This is a genomic window from Streptomyces sp. NPDC057137 (genome assembly GCF_042670825.1).
Classification (GTDB): domain Bacteria; phylum Actinomycetota; class Actinomycetes; order Streptomycetales; family Streptomycetaceae; genus Streptomyces.
The window spans coordinates 1-13827 of sequence record NZ_JBHUUW010000081.1; the positions used below are offsets into that span (position 1 = coordinate 1).

Here is a 13827-nt window from a genome sequence, read left to right on the forward strand (position 1 = left end):
GCGTAACGCCGCCGCCGGCCCGGCCGCCCGGTGCTCAGTTCACCGTGAACGTGGGGGACGTTCCGGTGAACGGGGTGATCTTTCCGAGGAGGTTCTTCGAGTCGCCGTGGTGCACGACCCGGTAGGTGCCGGGCACGGCGTCGGCGCCGATGTCCCAGGTGATGGTGGCCTTCGACGTGCCGGTGAGACCGTTGATACGCGTCCACCGGTACGTGGTCTGCCAGTCACCGTCGTCCAGCACACGCACCCACTTCCCGTCGACCAGCCGCTGCACCTCCAAGAAGGTGCCGCCCCGGCGGAGGTTGTTCTTGGGGTGTCCGGTGGCGAACTCGACCGTCGCGGTCCTGCCCCGGGCGTACGACGCGTCCGGCGGGGTCAGAACGGCACCGAACGAGCCGGCGGGGGGCGGGTTGTCGTACACGACACCGGTCTGGAAGTTGAACTGCCGGCCCGACTCGTCCGGCGGCGCCGTACCCCGCTCGATCGTGGTGCCGTCGCGCAGGGACGCCGCGACCCGTGCGTACTCCTGCTGGTAGGCGGGCAGCGTGTAGCGGCCGTAGAGGGTGGAGCCGCCCTCGTACTGCTGGGAGTCGTACTCCTCCGGTGTCGTCACGTACTGGCTGTAGGAGTTCGCGTACCCCTGGAGCAGCACCCGGTCGAGCGGCACCCCGAGCTGCTCCGCCACGGTGCGGCGGACCCGGAGTCCGGAGGTGATGGTGAACTCGCCCGGCCCCGCGACGAGATGGAGCTCGCCGATCTTCATGATCTGCAGGGGCAGGATCTTGGGAGTGACCGGATGGACGTTGCTCAGCAGACCCGTGGGGACGAGGCTCGCCTTCGGGTACTGGCACGTCGCGAGCCACGGCGGGGTGTCGATCTGCAGCGCCTCGATGATGGAGGCGACGGGGGTGCGCATGCCCTCCTCGAAGCCGGGGAGCGCCGGACCGTCCTCGACGCTGCCCGCGAGTGTGGACGCGCCCACGACGGCGGGGCAGGTGCGGTGCTCCTGCCCGTCCGGGGTGTACGCCCCGTTCACCGTCACGTTCTCCATGTCGACGTATGCGAGCCGGGAGTCGACACCGCCGCTGACGGGCTTCGCGTCCTCGTAGATCTCGCGTGCCTTGTCCAGCTGGCGTTCACCGAGGATGCGCGCGTTCTCGAACTCGTCCTCGGTCGGGCCCGATCCGGGCTTCAGATTGAGATTGGGGGACATGTCGCCGGCGTTGGTGTTGGGGAAGGCGGCGACGAACCCCGGGGCGTTGTCGAGATAGCGCACACCCTCCAGGTCGTGTTCCCAGGCGTAGGAGGCGTAGCCTTTGTTGTCGGGGCTGATGAGCGTGTTCTTGTTGGTGATCGAGGTGTTGTGGGTGGCGAACCAGCTGATCGCGCCCGCGTCCTTGTCGCCCTGCCGGAAACGCAGCACGGTCATGGCCGGGTCGATGCCGCCCGGGAAGGCCGCCCGGTCGGCGGCGGGATTGCGGTCGAAGGCGGTCCGGGAGCGGTTGACGCTGGCGTTGGTGAGCGTGCCGGTGCCCAGACTGATGCTGCCGGGCTTCAGATCCTCGTGAGCTTTGACGACGGACTCGACTATGCCGTCGACTATGGCCTTGTAGGTGGCGCTCTGGAAGCCGAGCACGGAGAGGTTGTACGCGACGTCGTGCGAGTAGCCGCCCGGCCCCGAGTGGGTGTGGGTGGCGGACAGCAGCACGTTCTCATCGCCGTACAGGCTGCCGTAGCGCTCCTTGAGGCGTGAGACGACGCCCTGCTGCACGGACTGGAAGATCATCGCCAGGTCGGCGTTGACGTACACCACGCGCTTGCCGCTCGATTGGTCGGCGACCACGAACGCCCGTGACCGCTGCCGCTGGTGGATGCCGGACGTCTTCTGGTCGAAGCTCGAGTAGCCCATCATCCCGGTCTCGGCGGCCTCGCCCGTGACATCGGCGATGCCGCGCCCGACGAGGTAGTCCGCGTCGCCGGCTGTGCTGCTCGCCGCGCTGTCGGCCGTACTGCCCGCTGTGCCGCCGGAGGCGAGGGCCGGGGGAGGGACGGTGAACGAGGCGGCTCCCAGGGCCGCGACGATCGCCAGGATCGCGAGTCTGCTTCTGGAACGGCGGGGGGTGGGGGGTGACATGGAACCTCCTGGGCGGGGAGTGGGACGAGGCGCCCGGTCCGGGGTGGGCGGGCTCGGAACGGTGCCCCGACGGTAGAGGCGGATGCCCTGCCGCGCATAGATCTCTACCGGCCAGTACGCAGTTGGTGTCGGCCGGGGAGGCGAACGGCGCGGTTCGAGGCGCGGTTCCAGGCGCGATTCGGGGCGCGGTTCGGGGAGCGTTCCGACGCGTCGATAGCCTGGGTCGTCATGATGCGCGTGTGGATGTTGCCGATGTTGTTCGTGCTCTGCGGCTCAGCCATCGCCGCCGGGCTGATCCTGAGGGGGGACCCCGGTGCGGCCGTAGCACCCCTGCTGGGGTTCGTGGTGCTCGCCGGCGTGCACTCGCCGTTGGTCTTCCCGAGGTCGATCGGTGCGCCGGAGGCGCAGCGCCGCAGCGCGGTCGACGGCCGGCCCGTCGTCTTCTGGCGGCCGGGCTGCACGTACTGTCTGCGCCTGCGTTTCCGACTGGGCCGCAGCGCCCGCCGGTTGCACTGGGTCAACATCTGGCGCGACCCGGCAGGAGCGGCGGCGGTGCGGGCGGCCAACGCAGGCGACGAGACTGTTCCGACGGTCTTCGTGGCGGGCCGGCCGCACGTCAACCCCGATCCTGCCTGGGTACGCGAACAGCTCCCCCAAGCCAGGTCGTAGCGCTCCCGGTCCTGGCGTTCCCGGTCAGGGCTTGCGGGCGATTCCCGCGTAGCAGGCCGCTTCCGCGTCGGTGACGTTCTCCGCCTGGTCCTCAAGGGTGGGGCGCCACCGCTGGGTGGGGACGACACCCGGGTCGAGGAGTTCCCAGCCGTCGAAGAGACGGGTGATGTCCGCGCGGGGGCGAGCCTGTCCAGGCGTACCGGCGGCCCGGTAGGCACCGGTGAGGCGGGCGATTCCGTCGGGGTCGAAGTCGGGGGTGACGTGGGTGATGGTGAGAGTGCTTCCCGAAGGGAGCGCCGCTTTGAGGTGTTCGACGATGCTGTGGGCGCCGCCGTCGACACGGTCGTCGGTGATGAAGTGCAGCAGGGCGTTGAGGCTCAGTGCGATGGGCCGGGTGAAGTCGAGCGTGCCCGATATCTCTGGTGTCGCCAGGAGTTCGGCGGGGTCGGTGACATCGGCGTGGGCGTACGCGGTGCGGCCCTCGGCGTGGCTGTGGAGCAGTGCCCGCGCATGGGCGAGGACGATCGGGTCGTTGTCGGTGTAGACGACGCGGGCCGAGGGGGTGACCTCCTGGGCGACCTCGTGGAGGTTGGGGGAGGTGGGGATGCCGGTGCCGATGTCGAAGAACTGGGTCATGCCCTGCTGCGCGAGGAACCGCGTGGAGCGGCGCAGGAAGCGCCGGTTGATACGGGCGGTGGCCAGGATGGAGGGGAAGGCGGCGAGTGCTTTGCCGGCGGCTTCCCGGTCGGCGGGGAAGTTCGTGGTGCCGCCGAGGTAGTAGTCGTACATACGGGCCGAATGCGCCTGATCCAGCTTCAGGTCCACCGTGCCGTTGTCCGTCATGCCACGCCCCCAGGGGTTCGTCGGTATTCGATCGGGCCGGGTGCGCGCCATGCCGACGCCCGTGCTCGCCACCGCAGTTCACTTCCCACCGCCCGCATGGGACAACCTCCGGAACGTGACGCGAAGGCCACCCCCGGCCGCCTAAGTAGTCATACTATTGCTGCCAGTGAAGAAAGTTGGGGGATGGGCTGCGAAGAAAGGCCTTCCTCCGGTTGGCTGGCGAATGGGACGCCAAGTCTCCGCCGACGCCCTCCGCCGTGGAACGGTGCGGTGACCAGTCACCCAAGGACATGTGTGGAACTCGATCCGGAAGTTGTGGTGGTTGGGGGAGCCGCCGTTCGGATCTTCGCGGGTCGACATAAGGACCGGTACGATGTGATGACTGCTCCTTCTCCCGAGGTGCGCGGTGTCGATGTGAACGCTGCCCGGGACGCGCAGGACGCGCAGGACGCCCGGGACGCCGAGGACGTGCGGCAGGAGCGGCTGGGCCTGACCTTCGACGCCTTCCACGACCACCACCGCCGGCTGTGGATGCGTTACGCCCACACCCAGGTCGGCGGCCGGCCCGCGGCCGAGACCGTGGTGGACACCGCCTGCGCGCGCCTCAAGAGCGACTGGAAGTACGTACTGGCCCAGGAGTCGGTGTCCCGGTACGCGTGGTCGCTGCTGAAGGAAGAGGTCCACCGCTGGCTGGACGAACGCGGACTGCGACCGCTCCTGGTGGGCACGGCCGCCTTCCACGCGGCCATCGGGAAACTCCTCCTGCACGAGACGCGCGACGAGACGCGTGACGAGTTCGCCGTCCTGGAGGGCGAACTGGGCCTGTACGGGGCCATCGCGGGCCTGCCCGAGCGGCAGTACGACGTCATCGTGCTGCGCTTCGTCCTGGGCAACGACGAGGAGCACGTCGCCGAGTACCTGGGCATCGAACTCGCCACCGTACGCTCCCACGTACGGCACGCCCGCCGACGTCTGGCACGCGAGCTGAACGTGGAGACCGACCCGACCGAGACGGAAGAGTAGACGTGCGTACCAACGACCCCGCCTCCATCAGAGACCTGCTGGAGCAGGCAGAGGTCCTTGCCGACACCTACGCCGACTACGACACCGAAGCCGCCAGGCGACGTGTCAACGCCCAGGCGGACGGCCCGAATCCCGGCCACCGCCACGGCTCCGGCTCCCGCCACGGCTCCGGATCCGGCCTCTGTGTCGGCCCCGAGGCCCCGCGCCCCGCCGCCGCCGCGCACGAGCAGGCCGCCCGCGATCTCGACCTCGCGGTCGCCCTCATCGTCGACACCCCTCAGGCGGCAACGGCCCTGGCCCGGCTGGCCGATGACGACCGGCCGGACCCCGAGGGCGCGGTCGTCTTCGCCGCGCTGCTCCATCTGACCCGGGATCACGACGGGGCCCAGTTCTGGTGGCAGTTCGCCGCGGGCGGCGGCAACCGGACCGCCGCCTTCTGTCTCTCCCTCGCTCATGGGCGGCGTGCCGAGTTCAGTGACGCCAGGCACTGGCGCGCGCAGGCCCGGCGGCTGGGCGCCCCCGACAGCGCCACGCCCGCACCGCCCGCTCGTCCGCTGCTGCCGGAGAGCATCCGCCACCAACTGCTCACCCAGTGCCGCTCCGGCGACCGCCCCACCCTCCCGGCCCGGCTGGAAGCGGTCATCAACCGTCTCCCCGTCGACCCGGACCACGACTTCGGTACGATCCCCCGCCCGGTCCCCACCCTGACCCGCGACCTGCCCAACACGCGCGCCGGGGCGGCCTCGGCGTACGGCCGCGACGATCGCCGTGCGTGGGGTCACGACGGCGGCGGTCGGTACCGCGCGCCCTGACGAGCCGACGTCCCGGGCCTACTCTGCTTCCGTCGCCGGGCCGGGCGGGGCGATGTGGGGCAGGAACAGGACCGTGTCGAAGTCGGTGAGCTTGGCCGGGTCGAGCGGGAAGTAGCCGCGGTTCTCCGTGGTGCGCCTGGTCAGGTTGGTGGACTCCGCCACCAGCGCGGTCAGTTCGGTGAGGGGCACCAGTCGCGGTGTCGACGTGGTCGCGGCCAGCAGGCCCTCCACGGTGTTCGCCGGTGGTTCGTCGATGCCCCGGTGCGGTGCCGAACCGATCGCGGTGGCGATGGCGACGTAGTCCCGGCCGTACGTGCGCGCGAGATGGGCGCCGGCCGGGCTCCACCCCACGTTCCGGGCCGCGTTGCGCCGCAGGTGCTCGTTGTGGGTGAAGGCCAGAACGGGCCCGTGGCCGTGGTCGTGTTCTCGGGTGGCGAGAGCGTGCAGATTGGCCGCCATCATCGCGTCGCGAATCCCCATGCAGCTCTCCATCCGCTCCTGGGGATCGGTCCGGGCCAGGACCGCGTGGTACGCGAGCAGTCCGGCGGCGGTGCGGGCGGCGAGTTCGGCGTCCCGCAGTGCGTCCGATCCCGGCGCGTTCGATCCCGGCGCGTTCGATCGGACCGCATCCGATCGCGGCGCGTCCGACGCGTTGTCCTCGGTGAACTGGGGTGCCCGGGACGTGAGTAGCCGGCCGAGGTCGTCGGTGATCAGTCGCAGCTCGCGGACCCCGGCCGAGTCGCCGATGGACTGCGAGGGGTCCATCGTGGCGGCCGGGTTGGTCCACCGGGCCTCGTCGCCGAGCAGATCCTCGATCCGGCTCCAACTGTGCGGCACAGAGGCGCGGTTGGCCATGAGGAAGGTGTGCAGTATGTCGAGGGCGGCCCGGGGGCTGTGCGCCCCGCTCTCCGCGCTGTTCTCCATCGGCGCGTCGAATCCGGCGAAGCGCACCTGGTCCTCCGGGGCGTGTACCCGGTTGTGCTCGCCGAGCCATTCCACCAGCGCGCGGTTCGCCGGGAAGGCACCGAACCCGTGGCTGATGCCGTCGGCCATCACCTGGTCGAGATGCCAGGTGCCGCCGAGTACGTAGTCGTCGACCAGCCGCCCCGCGAGGCAGTCCGATTCCAGCGCGACACATCGGCACCGCGCGTGGTCGACCAGCCCACGCAGCAGGTCGTTGCGCAGGCGCGGGAAGGTCTCCTCGCCGTGGAAGGGCTCGCCGAGGCTCAGGAGGCGGGGCCGCTGTCCCCGTTCGTTCAGAAACCGCTCGAAGGCCGCGTGCAGTGATTCGTCAATTGCCAGGGAAGTTGCCAGGGATTCGATTGCCATGCATTTGATGGTATATTTGATGTTTCGGTTTAAAGTTGGCGGCCAACATGCCGGTGATCAGCGTGCCAACCTTCAAACAGGGGGACACATGAGGCCCGTGGATCTCGCGCGGCCCCACGGGCTGTCCGGCCAGGCCGTCCGTAACTACGAAGCGGCCGGCATCCTGCCCGCCGCCGAGCGCACCGCCTCCGGCTATCGGCACTACACCAGCGTGCACGTCGCCGCCCTGCGGACCTTTCTCGCCCTGATCCCGGCCCACGGCCATGCCGCCGCCCGCTCGGTCATGACGCTGCTCAACACCGGCCGGACCGAAGAGGCGCTCACCGTCATCGACCGCGGCCACGCCGAACTGCTCTCCGACCGGCACACCCTCGACACGGTCGAGCGAGCACTGACGGAGCTGACCCACGCCCCCGACGAGCGCCCCTCGCAGCGCACCAACACCATCGGGGCCCTGGCCCACCGGCTCGGCCTGCGCCCGGCCACGCTGCGGCGGTGGGAACGAGCGGGCCTGCTCCACCCGCGGCGGGATCCCGCCACCGGGTACCGGACGTACGCGCCCGGCGACGTACGAGACGCCGACATCGTCCACCAGCTGCGCCGCAGCGGGTACGTGCTCGCCCAGATCGCGCCGCTCCTGGGTGAACTGCGCGACGTCGCGTCCCCCGCCTCCGCCGCGTCCGCGATCGCCGAGCGCCGCCACCGCCTCCACACCCGCGCCCTCGCGATGCTCCGCGCGTCCGCCGAGACCGGTGACTACCTCCACGAGCGCGGACGGCACACGGACCGCGGCTGACACCGACGTCCGAATGGAGTAAGGGCAGTTGGGACCCGCTCACCATGATCATTAGCCTGACGCCCGGCGCGTGACCACGCGCCTCTCGGCGAGGGAAGGCGAGCGACCCCAGTGAAACTCCCGATGTTGCAGCGCATGGCCTGGCTCACCGCGGCGACCGCGCTGCTGACGACGCTCGGCACCGCCCCGGCCGGCGCGGCCGAGGAATGGCAGAAGGTGGGCGGCGACTCCCGCAGCGGTGTCAGCGGTATCGCGTACGAAGGCCGTACCGGAGACGGCGCCGGTGCTCGTGCCCTGATCGTGCACGACAACAAGCGCGGCGGGCAGCCGCGACTGTCCCGCGTCACCCACAGGGAGGGCTCCGACAGCGTCTCCCCGATCACCTGGGACGGGCCGGAACCCGTCGACCTGGAGGCGATCGAGGCCGTCCCGGGGACACCGGGGGAGTATCTGGCGCTCGCCGCCCGCGGCATCGTCTACCGCCTCAAGGTCACCGACTCCACCGCGACGGTCGTCGACTACACGCCGCTGCCCGCGATCGGCGAGGGCGACGACTTCGAGAGCTTCGCGCTCGTGGCCCAGAACGGGAAGCTCGCCGCCCTGTGGGCGGACCGCGGAACGGGGGCGGACCGCCCGGCGACGCTGTACGCGGCGCCGCTCTCGTTCGCCCCGTGGGGGCAGACGCAGTTCGGCAGCGTGACGCGCCGGGCCTATCGGGCGACGTATCCGACCGGCGACGCGGTGCGCCACATCTCCGACATCTCGGTGACCGACTCCGGCCGGATCATTGCGAGTTCGGCGGCGGACGCCGGTGACGACGGCCCGTTCGACTCCGGGCTGAGTGATGTGGGCCGGGTGACCGTGTCGGCGGCCGGGCGGGTACGGGTCGTACTCGCGGCGTCCCCGTCCGTGCTGGGGACGTTCCCCGGATACAAGATCGAGGGGCTGGAGTGCCTGCCCGGATCCGGCGAGGCCCTTGTCGGCACGGACGACGAGAACCTCGGGGGATTCATGCGGACCGTGCCGTCCTGCGGGGCCTGACACCTGGCCCGACGCCGCGCCCCAACTACGCAGGGGCGCGGCAGGCTCAGAGGACGAAGCCGTTCGGGAACGGATCCGTCGGATCCAGCAGGTAGTTGGCCGTACCGGTGATCCACGCGCGGCCCGAGAACTCCGGCACCACGGCCGGGACTCCCGCGACCTCGCTCGTGCCCACCAGCCGCCCGGTGAACCGGGTACCGATGAACGACTCGTTGATGAACTCCGTGTCCAACTCCAGCTCTCCCCGGGCGTGGAGCTGTGCCATCCGGGCGCACGTACCGGTGCCGCAGGGGGACCGGTCGAACCAACCCGGCTGGATGGCCATGGCGTTACGGGAGTGCCGGGCGTCCGAGCCGGGTGCGAGGAACTGCACGTGCTTGCAGCCGCGGATCATCGGGTCCGCAGGATGCACCGGCGGGTTGTACGCGTCGATCGCGGCCGAGATCGCGAGCCCCGCCGCGAGGATGTCGTCCTTGCGCGCCCGGTCGAAGGGCAGCCCGAGGGACGCCAGATCGACGACGGCGTAGAAGTTGCCCCCGTACGCCATGTCGTACCGGACCTCGCCCAGCCCCGGCACCGTCACCTTCGCGTCGAGTTCCAGCGCGAACGCGTCGACATTGCGCAACGTGACCTTCTCGGCCACACCGTCGCGCACCGTCACACGGGCCTCCACCAGACCCGCCGGGGTGTCGAGGCGCACCACGGTCTCGGGCTCGGTGACCGTGACCATCCCCGTCTCCACCAGGACGGTCGCCACCCCGATCGTGCCGTGCCCGCACATCGGCAGGAAGCCGCTGACCTCGATGTACAGGACGCCCCAGTCCGCGTCGGGACGGGTCGGCGGCTGCAGGATCGCACCGCTCATCGCCGGGTGCCCGCGAGGTTCGTCGACCAGGAACCGGCGCAGCGGGTCCAGGTGCTCCATCGCGTAGCGGCGCCGCTCGGCCATCGTGGCGCCGGGGACGGGCGCCACGCCGCCGGTGACCACGCGCGTCGGCATGCCCTCCGTGTGGGAGTCGACCGCGCTGATCGTCCGCACGCTGCGCATCAGTCCTGCCGTCCTTCTGCGCCCTCCGGGGCTTCTGGGGCGGCTGCCACGGTTTCGGTCGCGAGGAAGTCGATCGCCTGCCGCATCTCGGCGGTGACCAGTTCCCGGTGCGCCGGGATCAGGGGCCCGCGCGGCGGGCGGCAGGGGCCGCCGTAACGGCCCACCATCTCCATACCGAGCTTGATCGCCTGGACGAACTCGGTACGCGAGTCCCACCGGAACGCGGCGACCAACGGCCGGTAGAGGGCACGGGCCTCCTCCAGCCGCCCCGCCGTGGCGAGTTGGAACAGCCGGGCGGACTCGGCGGGGAACACGTTGGGGAAGCCGGCGAACCATCCGGTGGCCCCCATCAGCAGGCTCTCCAGCGCCACGTCGTCGGCGCCGCTGATCACGTCGATTCCGGGCGCCCGCTCCTTGATCTCCAGCACACGACGCACGTCGCCGGAGAACTCCTTCACCGCGAGCACGTTGTCGATCTGGGCGATCTCCGAGAGCAGCGCGGGCGTCAGGTCGACCTTCGTGTCCACGGGGTTGTTGTAGACCATGACCGGCAGCCCGACGGCGGCCACGGCCTCGAAGTGCGCCACGACCTCCCCCGGGTTCGCCCGATACATCGTCGGGGGCAGACAGAGCACCCCGTCGGCGCCGTCCTCCGCGGCGGCCTCCGCCCATCGCACGGCCTGGTGCGAACCCGGCCCGTGCACGCCGACGACGACCTTGCCCCGGCCGCGTACCGCCTCGATGGCCGTACGGGCGACGGTGCGGCGTTCCTCGTCCGTCAGCGACGAGTACTCGCCGAGCGATCCGTTGGGGCCGACCCCGTCGCAGCCGTTGTCGACGAGCCAGCGGCAGTGGTCCGCGTACGTGTCGTAGTCGACGGCCAGACCGGCCGGGGCGGCAGGGTCCTGCCGGTACGGCAGCGCGGTCGCGACGACGACCCCGGTCAGGGGGTTGGTGGTACGGCTCATGAAGTGCTCTCCTCCACAGGGGAGTTGGGGAACGTGGGAGGTGGCTCGGGCGGGCGGGCCAGCTCGCCGAGCCTGATCGGCTCGGCGACCGGCCGGTGATGGGGGCCGACGGGCCACGACGGGTGGTCGGGCCGGGGGTGGTCGGGCGACGCGTGGTCGGTGCCCATCGGCGCCGTACCCGCACCGTCGGCCTCCGACGGCCGGTTCGCGCCGCCCCGGTGGCGGTGGCGCAACTCGGCGACAGTCGGTCCGCAGACACGGGCCTGGCACGGCCCCAGGCCGGCCCGCGTCGCCAACTTCGCCACCTGCGGCTCCGTGCTGGTGGGATCGGCGGCCGACCGGCACACCGCCGCGTACGTCGTCTCCTCGCAGCGGCAGATCACGGTGTCGGGACGCAGCCAGCCGGGCCAGGCCCGGCCGACGGGGTGGGCGAGCGCCAGCCGGGCGGCGAACGCCCTGCCCTGGTCGCGGTTGCGGCGCAGAGTGACCAGCGCGCGCGAGCCCGGGTCGCCGCCCGCCGCGATCCAGCCGGCCACGGCGCCCTCGGCACGAGCGGCGGGGGCACCGGCGACACCCGTGATCTCGCCCGCCGCGTACACGCCGGGCCGGCTCGTACGCTGGTCGTCGTCCACGGCCACGAACGCCTCGGCGGGCGATCCGGCCGCCCCGTCCGGGGTCGGTCGCAGCGCGCACCCGGCCGCGACCGGCAGCTCCAGCTGCGGGGTGAAGCCGTGACCGACGCACACGGCGTCGACGGCGGTGACCCGTTCGCTGCCGGGCACCACCGACCAGTCCGCCCGGACCCGGGCACTGACGATCTCCTCCACCCGGCCGTCACCACGCGCCTCGACGACCGCCGTGCCCCACCGGTACGGGACCCGGTGGCGCCCCAACGCCGTTGTGTACGAGAGGAGTTCACCGGACTTGCCGAGCTGCGCCGCGAGTTCCCACGGGCGGCGCAGCCAGCCACGCGCCACGGCCCCAGGCCGGCCCGCCTCCAGGACCGCGAGCACCCGCGATCCGGCCTCCAGCAGTGACGTCGCCACCGGCAGGAGGAACGGCCCCGTGCCGGCGACCACCACCCGGTCCCCGACCACCACGCGTTCTCCCTTGGCCAGCGCCTGGGCCGCGCCCGCCGTGTAGACGCCGGGCAGGTCCCAGCCGGGGAAGGGGAGCACCCGGTCGTGGGCGCCCACGGCGAGCACCAGGGCGTCGGGCGCCAACACATGGCGGCGCCGGGGCGTACCGCTCAGGACATGCACCAGCGGCGGCCCGTCGGCGCCTGGGTCGCGGCGCTCCAGGGCCCATACGGCACTCTCCGCCCACCAGGAGCAGCGCGGGTGCCCGAGCACCCGGCGGCGGCGCCGGTCGAAGGAGCCGTAGCCGTGCTGAAGGGCACCGGGGTCGGTGGCCTCGTACGCCTCGGGCAGCATGCGGTGGTACTGGCCGCCGGGCCGTTCGGCCGTGTCGATCAGTGTCACTCGGGCGCCCGCCGCGAGGGCCGCGTCGGCGGCGGCGAGACCGGCGGGTCCGGCTCCCACGACCACGACATGACGACCCGTCACCGGTCCTGTCATCGCGATCGCCGCCCGTCGCCCCGCCCGTCGGCCCGTTCGTCGGTGGCCCGTGACTGCGTGGTCACCGCGTCACCGTCCTGGGCGCGGCGACGGCACGCCCGTACGTCACGCTCGTCGTTCACCGTCACCAGACAGTCGAAGCAGACACCGATACCGCAGAACACACCCCGAGGTGCCCCCGAGGGTGCCCGGCGCCAGGACGGCCGGTCGGCGGCCAGCAGCACCCCGGCCAGGGTCTGGCCCGCGATGCCGGTGAGCGGTTCACCGTCCACCGTGACGGTGAGCGGCCGGTCGTGGCGTCCGGCCGGGTCGGACCCGGCGGGTACGAGACGTGGGCTCATGATTCCTCCTCGGTCGCGACGGGCGGTTCGGCGCCGAGCACCGCAGGCCGGTCCACCCGGAACGGGCCCGCGTCGATGGCTGTCTGACGACCTGTCAGCAGTTCGCGCACAAGCCGCGCGGTACCGACCGACAGCCCGATCCCCGCCCCTTCGTGACCGGTCGCGTGCCAGAGACCGGCCAGTCGCGGGTCGGCGCCGATGACCGGCAGATGATCGGGGACGTACGGGCGGAAGCCCCCATACGCCCGCATCACATGAACTCCCGCCAGCGACGGGAAGAGTCTGAGCGCCTTGCCCGCGATCGCCGAGAGCACCTCCGGACGCAGCCGGTCGTCGAAGCCGACGCGCCGCCGCGACGACCCGAGGAGGACGCTGCCCGCCCGGGTGGACTCCACCACGCCCGACGTCCGCAGATCGCCCGCGCCACTGCCCACCGCGCCCACGTAGTCGGCGTCGTACACCTTGTGGAAGACCGTCGGTGGCAGGGGAGCGGTCACCAGGACCTCACCGCGGCGCGGGCGGATGTCCAGCGGAGCGCCGAGCCGCCGGGCGACCTCGCCGGACCACGGCCCGGCGGCGTTGACGAACACATCGGCCTCCACCGGCCCGTCCGTCGTGCGCAGCGCCGTCAGCCGTCCGCCGCGTACGACGGCGCCGAGCACCTCGCGGCCGGTACGCAGGCGGGCCCCGGCGCGGAGCGCGTCGGTGAGCAGTGCGGTGGCCGCGCCGGCCGGCTGCACCTGCGCGTCGTCGGGGTAGTACACGGCGGCGGTACGCCGTTCGGTGAGGAAGGGCTCGGCCGCCGCCAGGGCGTCGGAGTCCATGGCTTCGGCCCGCACCCCGGCCGCGCGCTGGGCCGCCGCGAACGGCAGCAGTGCCTCGGCGCCCTCGGCGGTGGTGGCCACCACGATGCCGCCCTTGGGGTCCCACTCGACCGCGTCCGCGCCGTCGACCGCGTCCGACGAGGAGGGGGTCCGCTCGGCGAGGGCGGCCAGCACCTCGGGCCACAACCGCCGGGAAAGCCGGGCGAGTTCCAGCTCCGGACCGGGGCCTTTGTCGGAGACCAGGATGTTCCCCTCGCCGTGCGAGGTGGTCGCGGCGGCGGCCCCGGCCCGGTCCAGTACGAGTACGTCGAAACCGGCGACGGCCAGCTCACGGGCGCAGGCGGCGCCGATGATTCCGGCGCCGATGACGACGACTCGTGTTCGGTTCACCGGGCCTCCTCGTTCTGTATGACGAACGATGT

General features: G+C 71.9%; 13 protein-coding genes. 5 read left to right on the forward strand and 8 right to left on the reverse strand.

Annotation, left to right across the window (positions count from 1 at the left end; genetic code table 11):
* Nucleotides 1–34: 34 nt before the first annotated feature.
* Nucleotides 35–2134, reverse strand: coding sequence for a neutral/alkaline ceramidase (locus ACFT9I_RS35755; RefSeq protein WP_382571459.1), 2100 nt, complete (start codon nucleotides 2132–2134; stop codon nucleotides 35–37).
* A 228-nt stretch (nucleotides 2135–2362) separates the two neighbouring features.
* Here ACFT9I_RS35755 and ACFT9I_RS35760 point away from each other — a divergent pair, with 228 nt between their 5' ends.
* Nucleotides 2363–2803: a glutaredoxin domain-containing protein gene (locus tag ACFT9I_RS35760; protein ID WP_382571460.1), complete on the forward strand. Its 441-nt coding sequence runs from the start codon at nucleotides 2363–2365 to the stop codon at nucleotides 2801–2803.
* A 24-nt stretch (nucleotides 2804–2827) separates the two neighbouring features.
* Here the strand turns inward: ACFT9I_RS35760 and ACFT9I_RS35765 are convergent, their stop codons facing one another.
* Nucleotides 2828–3646 carry an SAM-dependent methyltransferase gene (locus ACFT9I_RS35765; protein WP_382571494.1) on the reverse strand — a complete coding sequence of 273 codons (819 nt, stop codon included), beginning with the start codon at nucleotides 3644–3646 and terminating at the stop codon, nucleotides 2828–2830.
* A 378-nt stretch (nucleotides 3647–4024) separates the two neighbouring features.
* On the opposite strand from ACFT9I_RS35765, the gene ACFT9I_RS35770 reads away from it, so the two are divergent.
* Together ACFT9I_RS35770 and ACFT9I_RS35775 are read left to right on the forward strand one after the other, a co-directional pair.
* Nucleotides 4025–4669, forward strand: coding sequence for a sigma factor-like helix-turn-helix DNA-binding protein (locus ACFT9I_RS35770; protein WP_382571461.1), 645 nt, complete (start codon nucleotides 4025–4027; stop codon nucleotides 4667–4669).
* Between the two features lie 2 nt (nucleotides 4670–4671).
* Nucleotides 4672–5481 (forward strand): hypothetical protein, encoded by an 810-nt coding sequence (locus ACFT9I_RS35775; protein WP_382571462.1) that lies wholly within the window; start codon nucleotides 4672–4674, stop codon nucleotides 5479–5481.
* A gap of 18 nt (nucleotides 5482–5499) precedes the next feature.
* On the opposite strand, the gene ACFT9I_RS35780 is transcribed toward ACFT9I_RS35775, so the two are convergent.
* A complete protein-coding gene (locus tag ACFT9I_RS35780; RefSeq protein ID WP_382571464.1) occupies nucleotides 5500–6810 on the reverse strand; it encodes an erythromycin esterase family protein in 1311 nt (436 codons plus the stop codon).
* A gap of 88 nt (nucleotides 6811–6898) precedes the next feature.
* Here ACFT9I_RS35780 and ACFT9I_RS35785 point away from each other — a divergent pair, with 88 nt between their 5' ends.
* Together ACFT9I_RS35785 and ACFT9I_RS35790 are read left to right on the forward strand one after the other, a co-directional pair.
* Entirely contained in the window at nucleotides 6899–7606 is a 708-nt protein-coding gene (locus ACFT9I_RS35785; protein ID WP_382571465.1) for a MerR family transcriptional regulator, read from the forward strand.
* Nucleotides 7607–7741: 135 nt separating this feature from the next.
* Nucleotides 7742–8647 carry a hypothetical protein gene (locus ACFT9I_RS35790; RefSeq protein WP_382571467.1) on the forward strand — a complete coding sequence of 302 codons (906 nt, stop codon included), beginning with the start codon at nucleotides 7742–7744 and terminating at the stop codon, nucleotides 8645–8647.
* Nucleotides 8648–8693: 46 nt separating this feature from the next.
* On the opposite strand, the gene ACFT9I_RS35795 is transcribed toward ACFT9I_RS35790, so the two are convergent.
* From ACFT9I_RS35795 to ACFT9I_RS35815, 5 genes are read right to left on the reverse strand one after another with little or no spacing between them, the layout of a single operon-like run.
* Nucleotides 8694–9695: a proline racemase family protein gene (locus ACFT9I_RS35795; protein ID WP_382571468.1), complete on the reverse strand. Its 1002-nt coding sequence runs from the start codon at nucleotides 9693–9695 to the stop codon at nucleotides 8694–8696.
* Complete coding sequence (locus ACFT9I_RS35800) at nucleotides 9695–10663, reverse strand: dihydrodipicolinate synthase family protein (RefSeq protein ID WP_382571470.1); 969 nt, start codon at nucleotides 10661–10663, stop codon at nucleotides 9695–9697. The genes ACFT9I_RS35795 and ACFT9I_RS35800 overlap by 1 nt, the downstream gene beginning before the upstream one ends.
* Nucleotides 10660–12240 (reverse strand): FAD-dependent oxidoreductase, encoded by a 1581-nt coding sequence (locus tag ACFT9I_RS35805; protein WP_382571472.1) that lies wholly within the window; start codon nucleotides 12238–12240, stop codon nucleotides 10660–10662. The genes ACFT9I_RS35800 and ACFT9I_RS35805 overlap by 4 nt, the downstream gene beginning before the upstream one ends.
* Nucleotides 12237–12581 carry a (2Fe-2S)-binding protein gene (locus ACFT9I_RS35810; RefSeq protein ID WP_382571473.1) on the reverse strand — a complete coding sequence of 115 codons (345 nt, stop codon included), beginning with the start codon at nucleotides 12579–12581 and terminating at the stop codon, nucleotides 12237–12239. The genes ACFT9I_RS35805 and ACFT9I_RS35810 overlap by 4 nt, the downstream gene beginning before the upstream one ends.
* A complete protein-coding gene (locus tag ACFT9I_RS35815; protein ID WP_382571475.1) occupies nucleotides 12578–13795 on the reverse strand; it encodes an NAD(P)/FAD-dependent oxidoreductase in 1218 nt (405 codons plus the stop codon). The genes ACFT9I_RS35810 and ACFT9I_RS35815 overlap by 4 nt, the downstream gene beginning before the upstream one ends.
* Nucleotides 13796–13827: the final 32 nt, after the last annotated feature.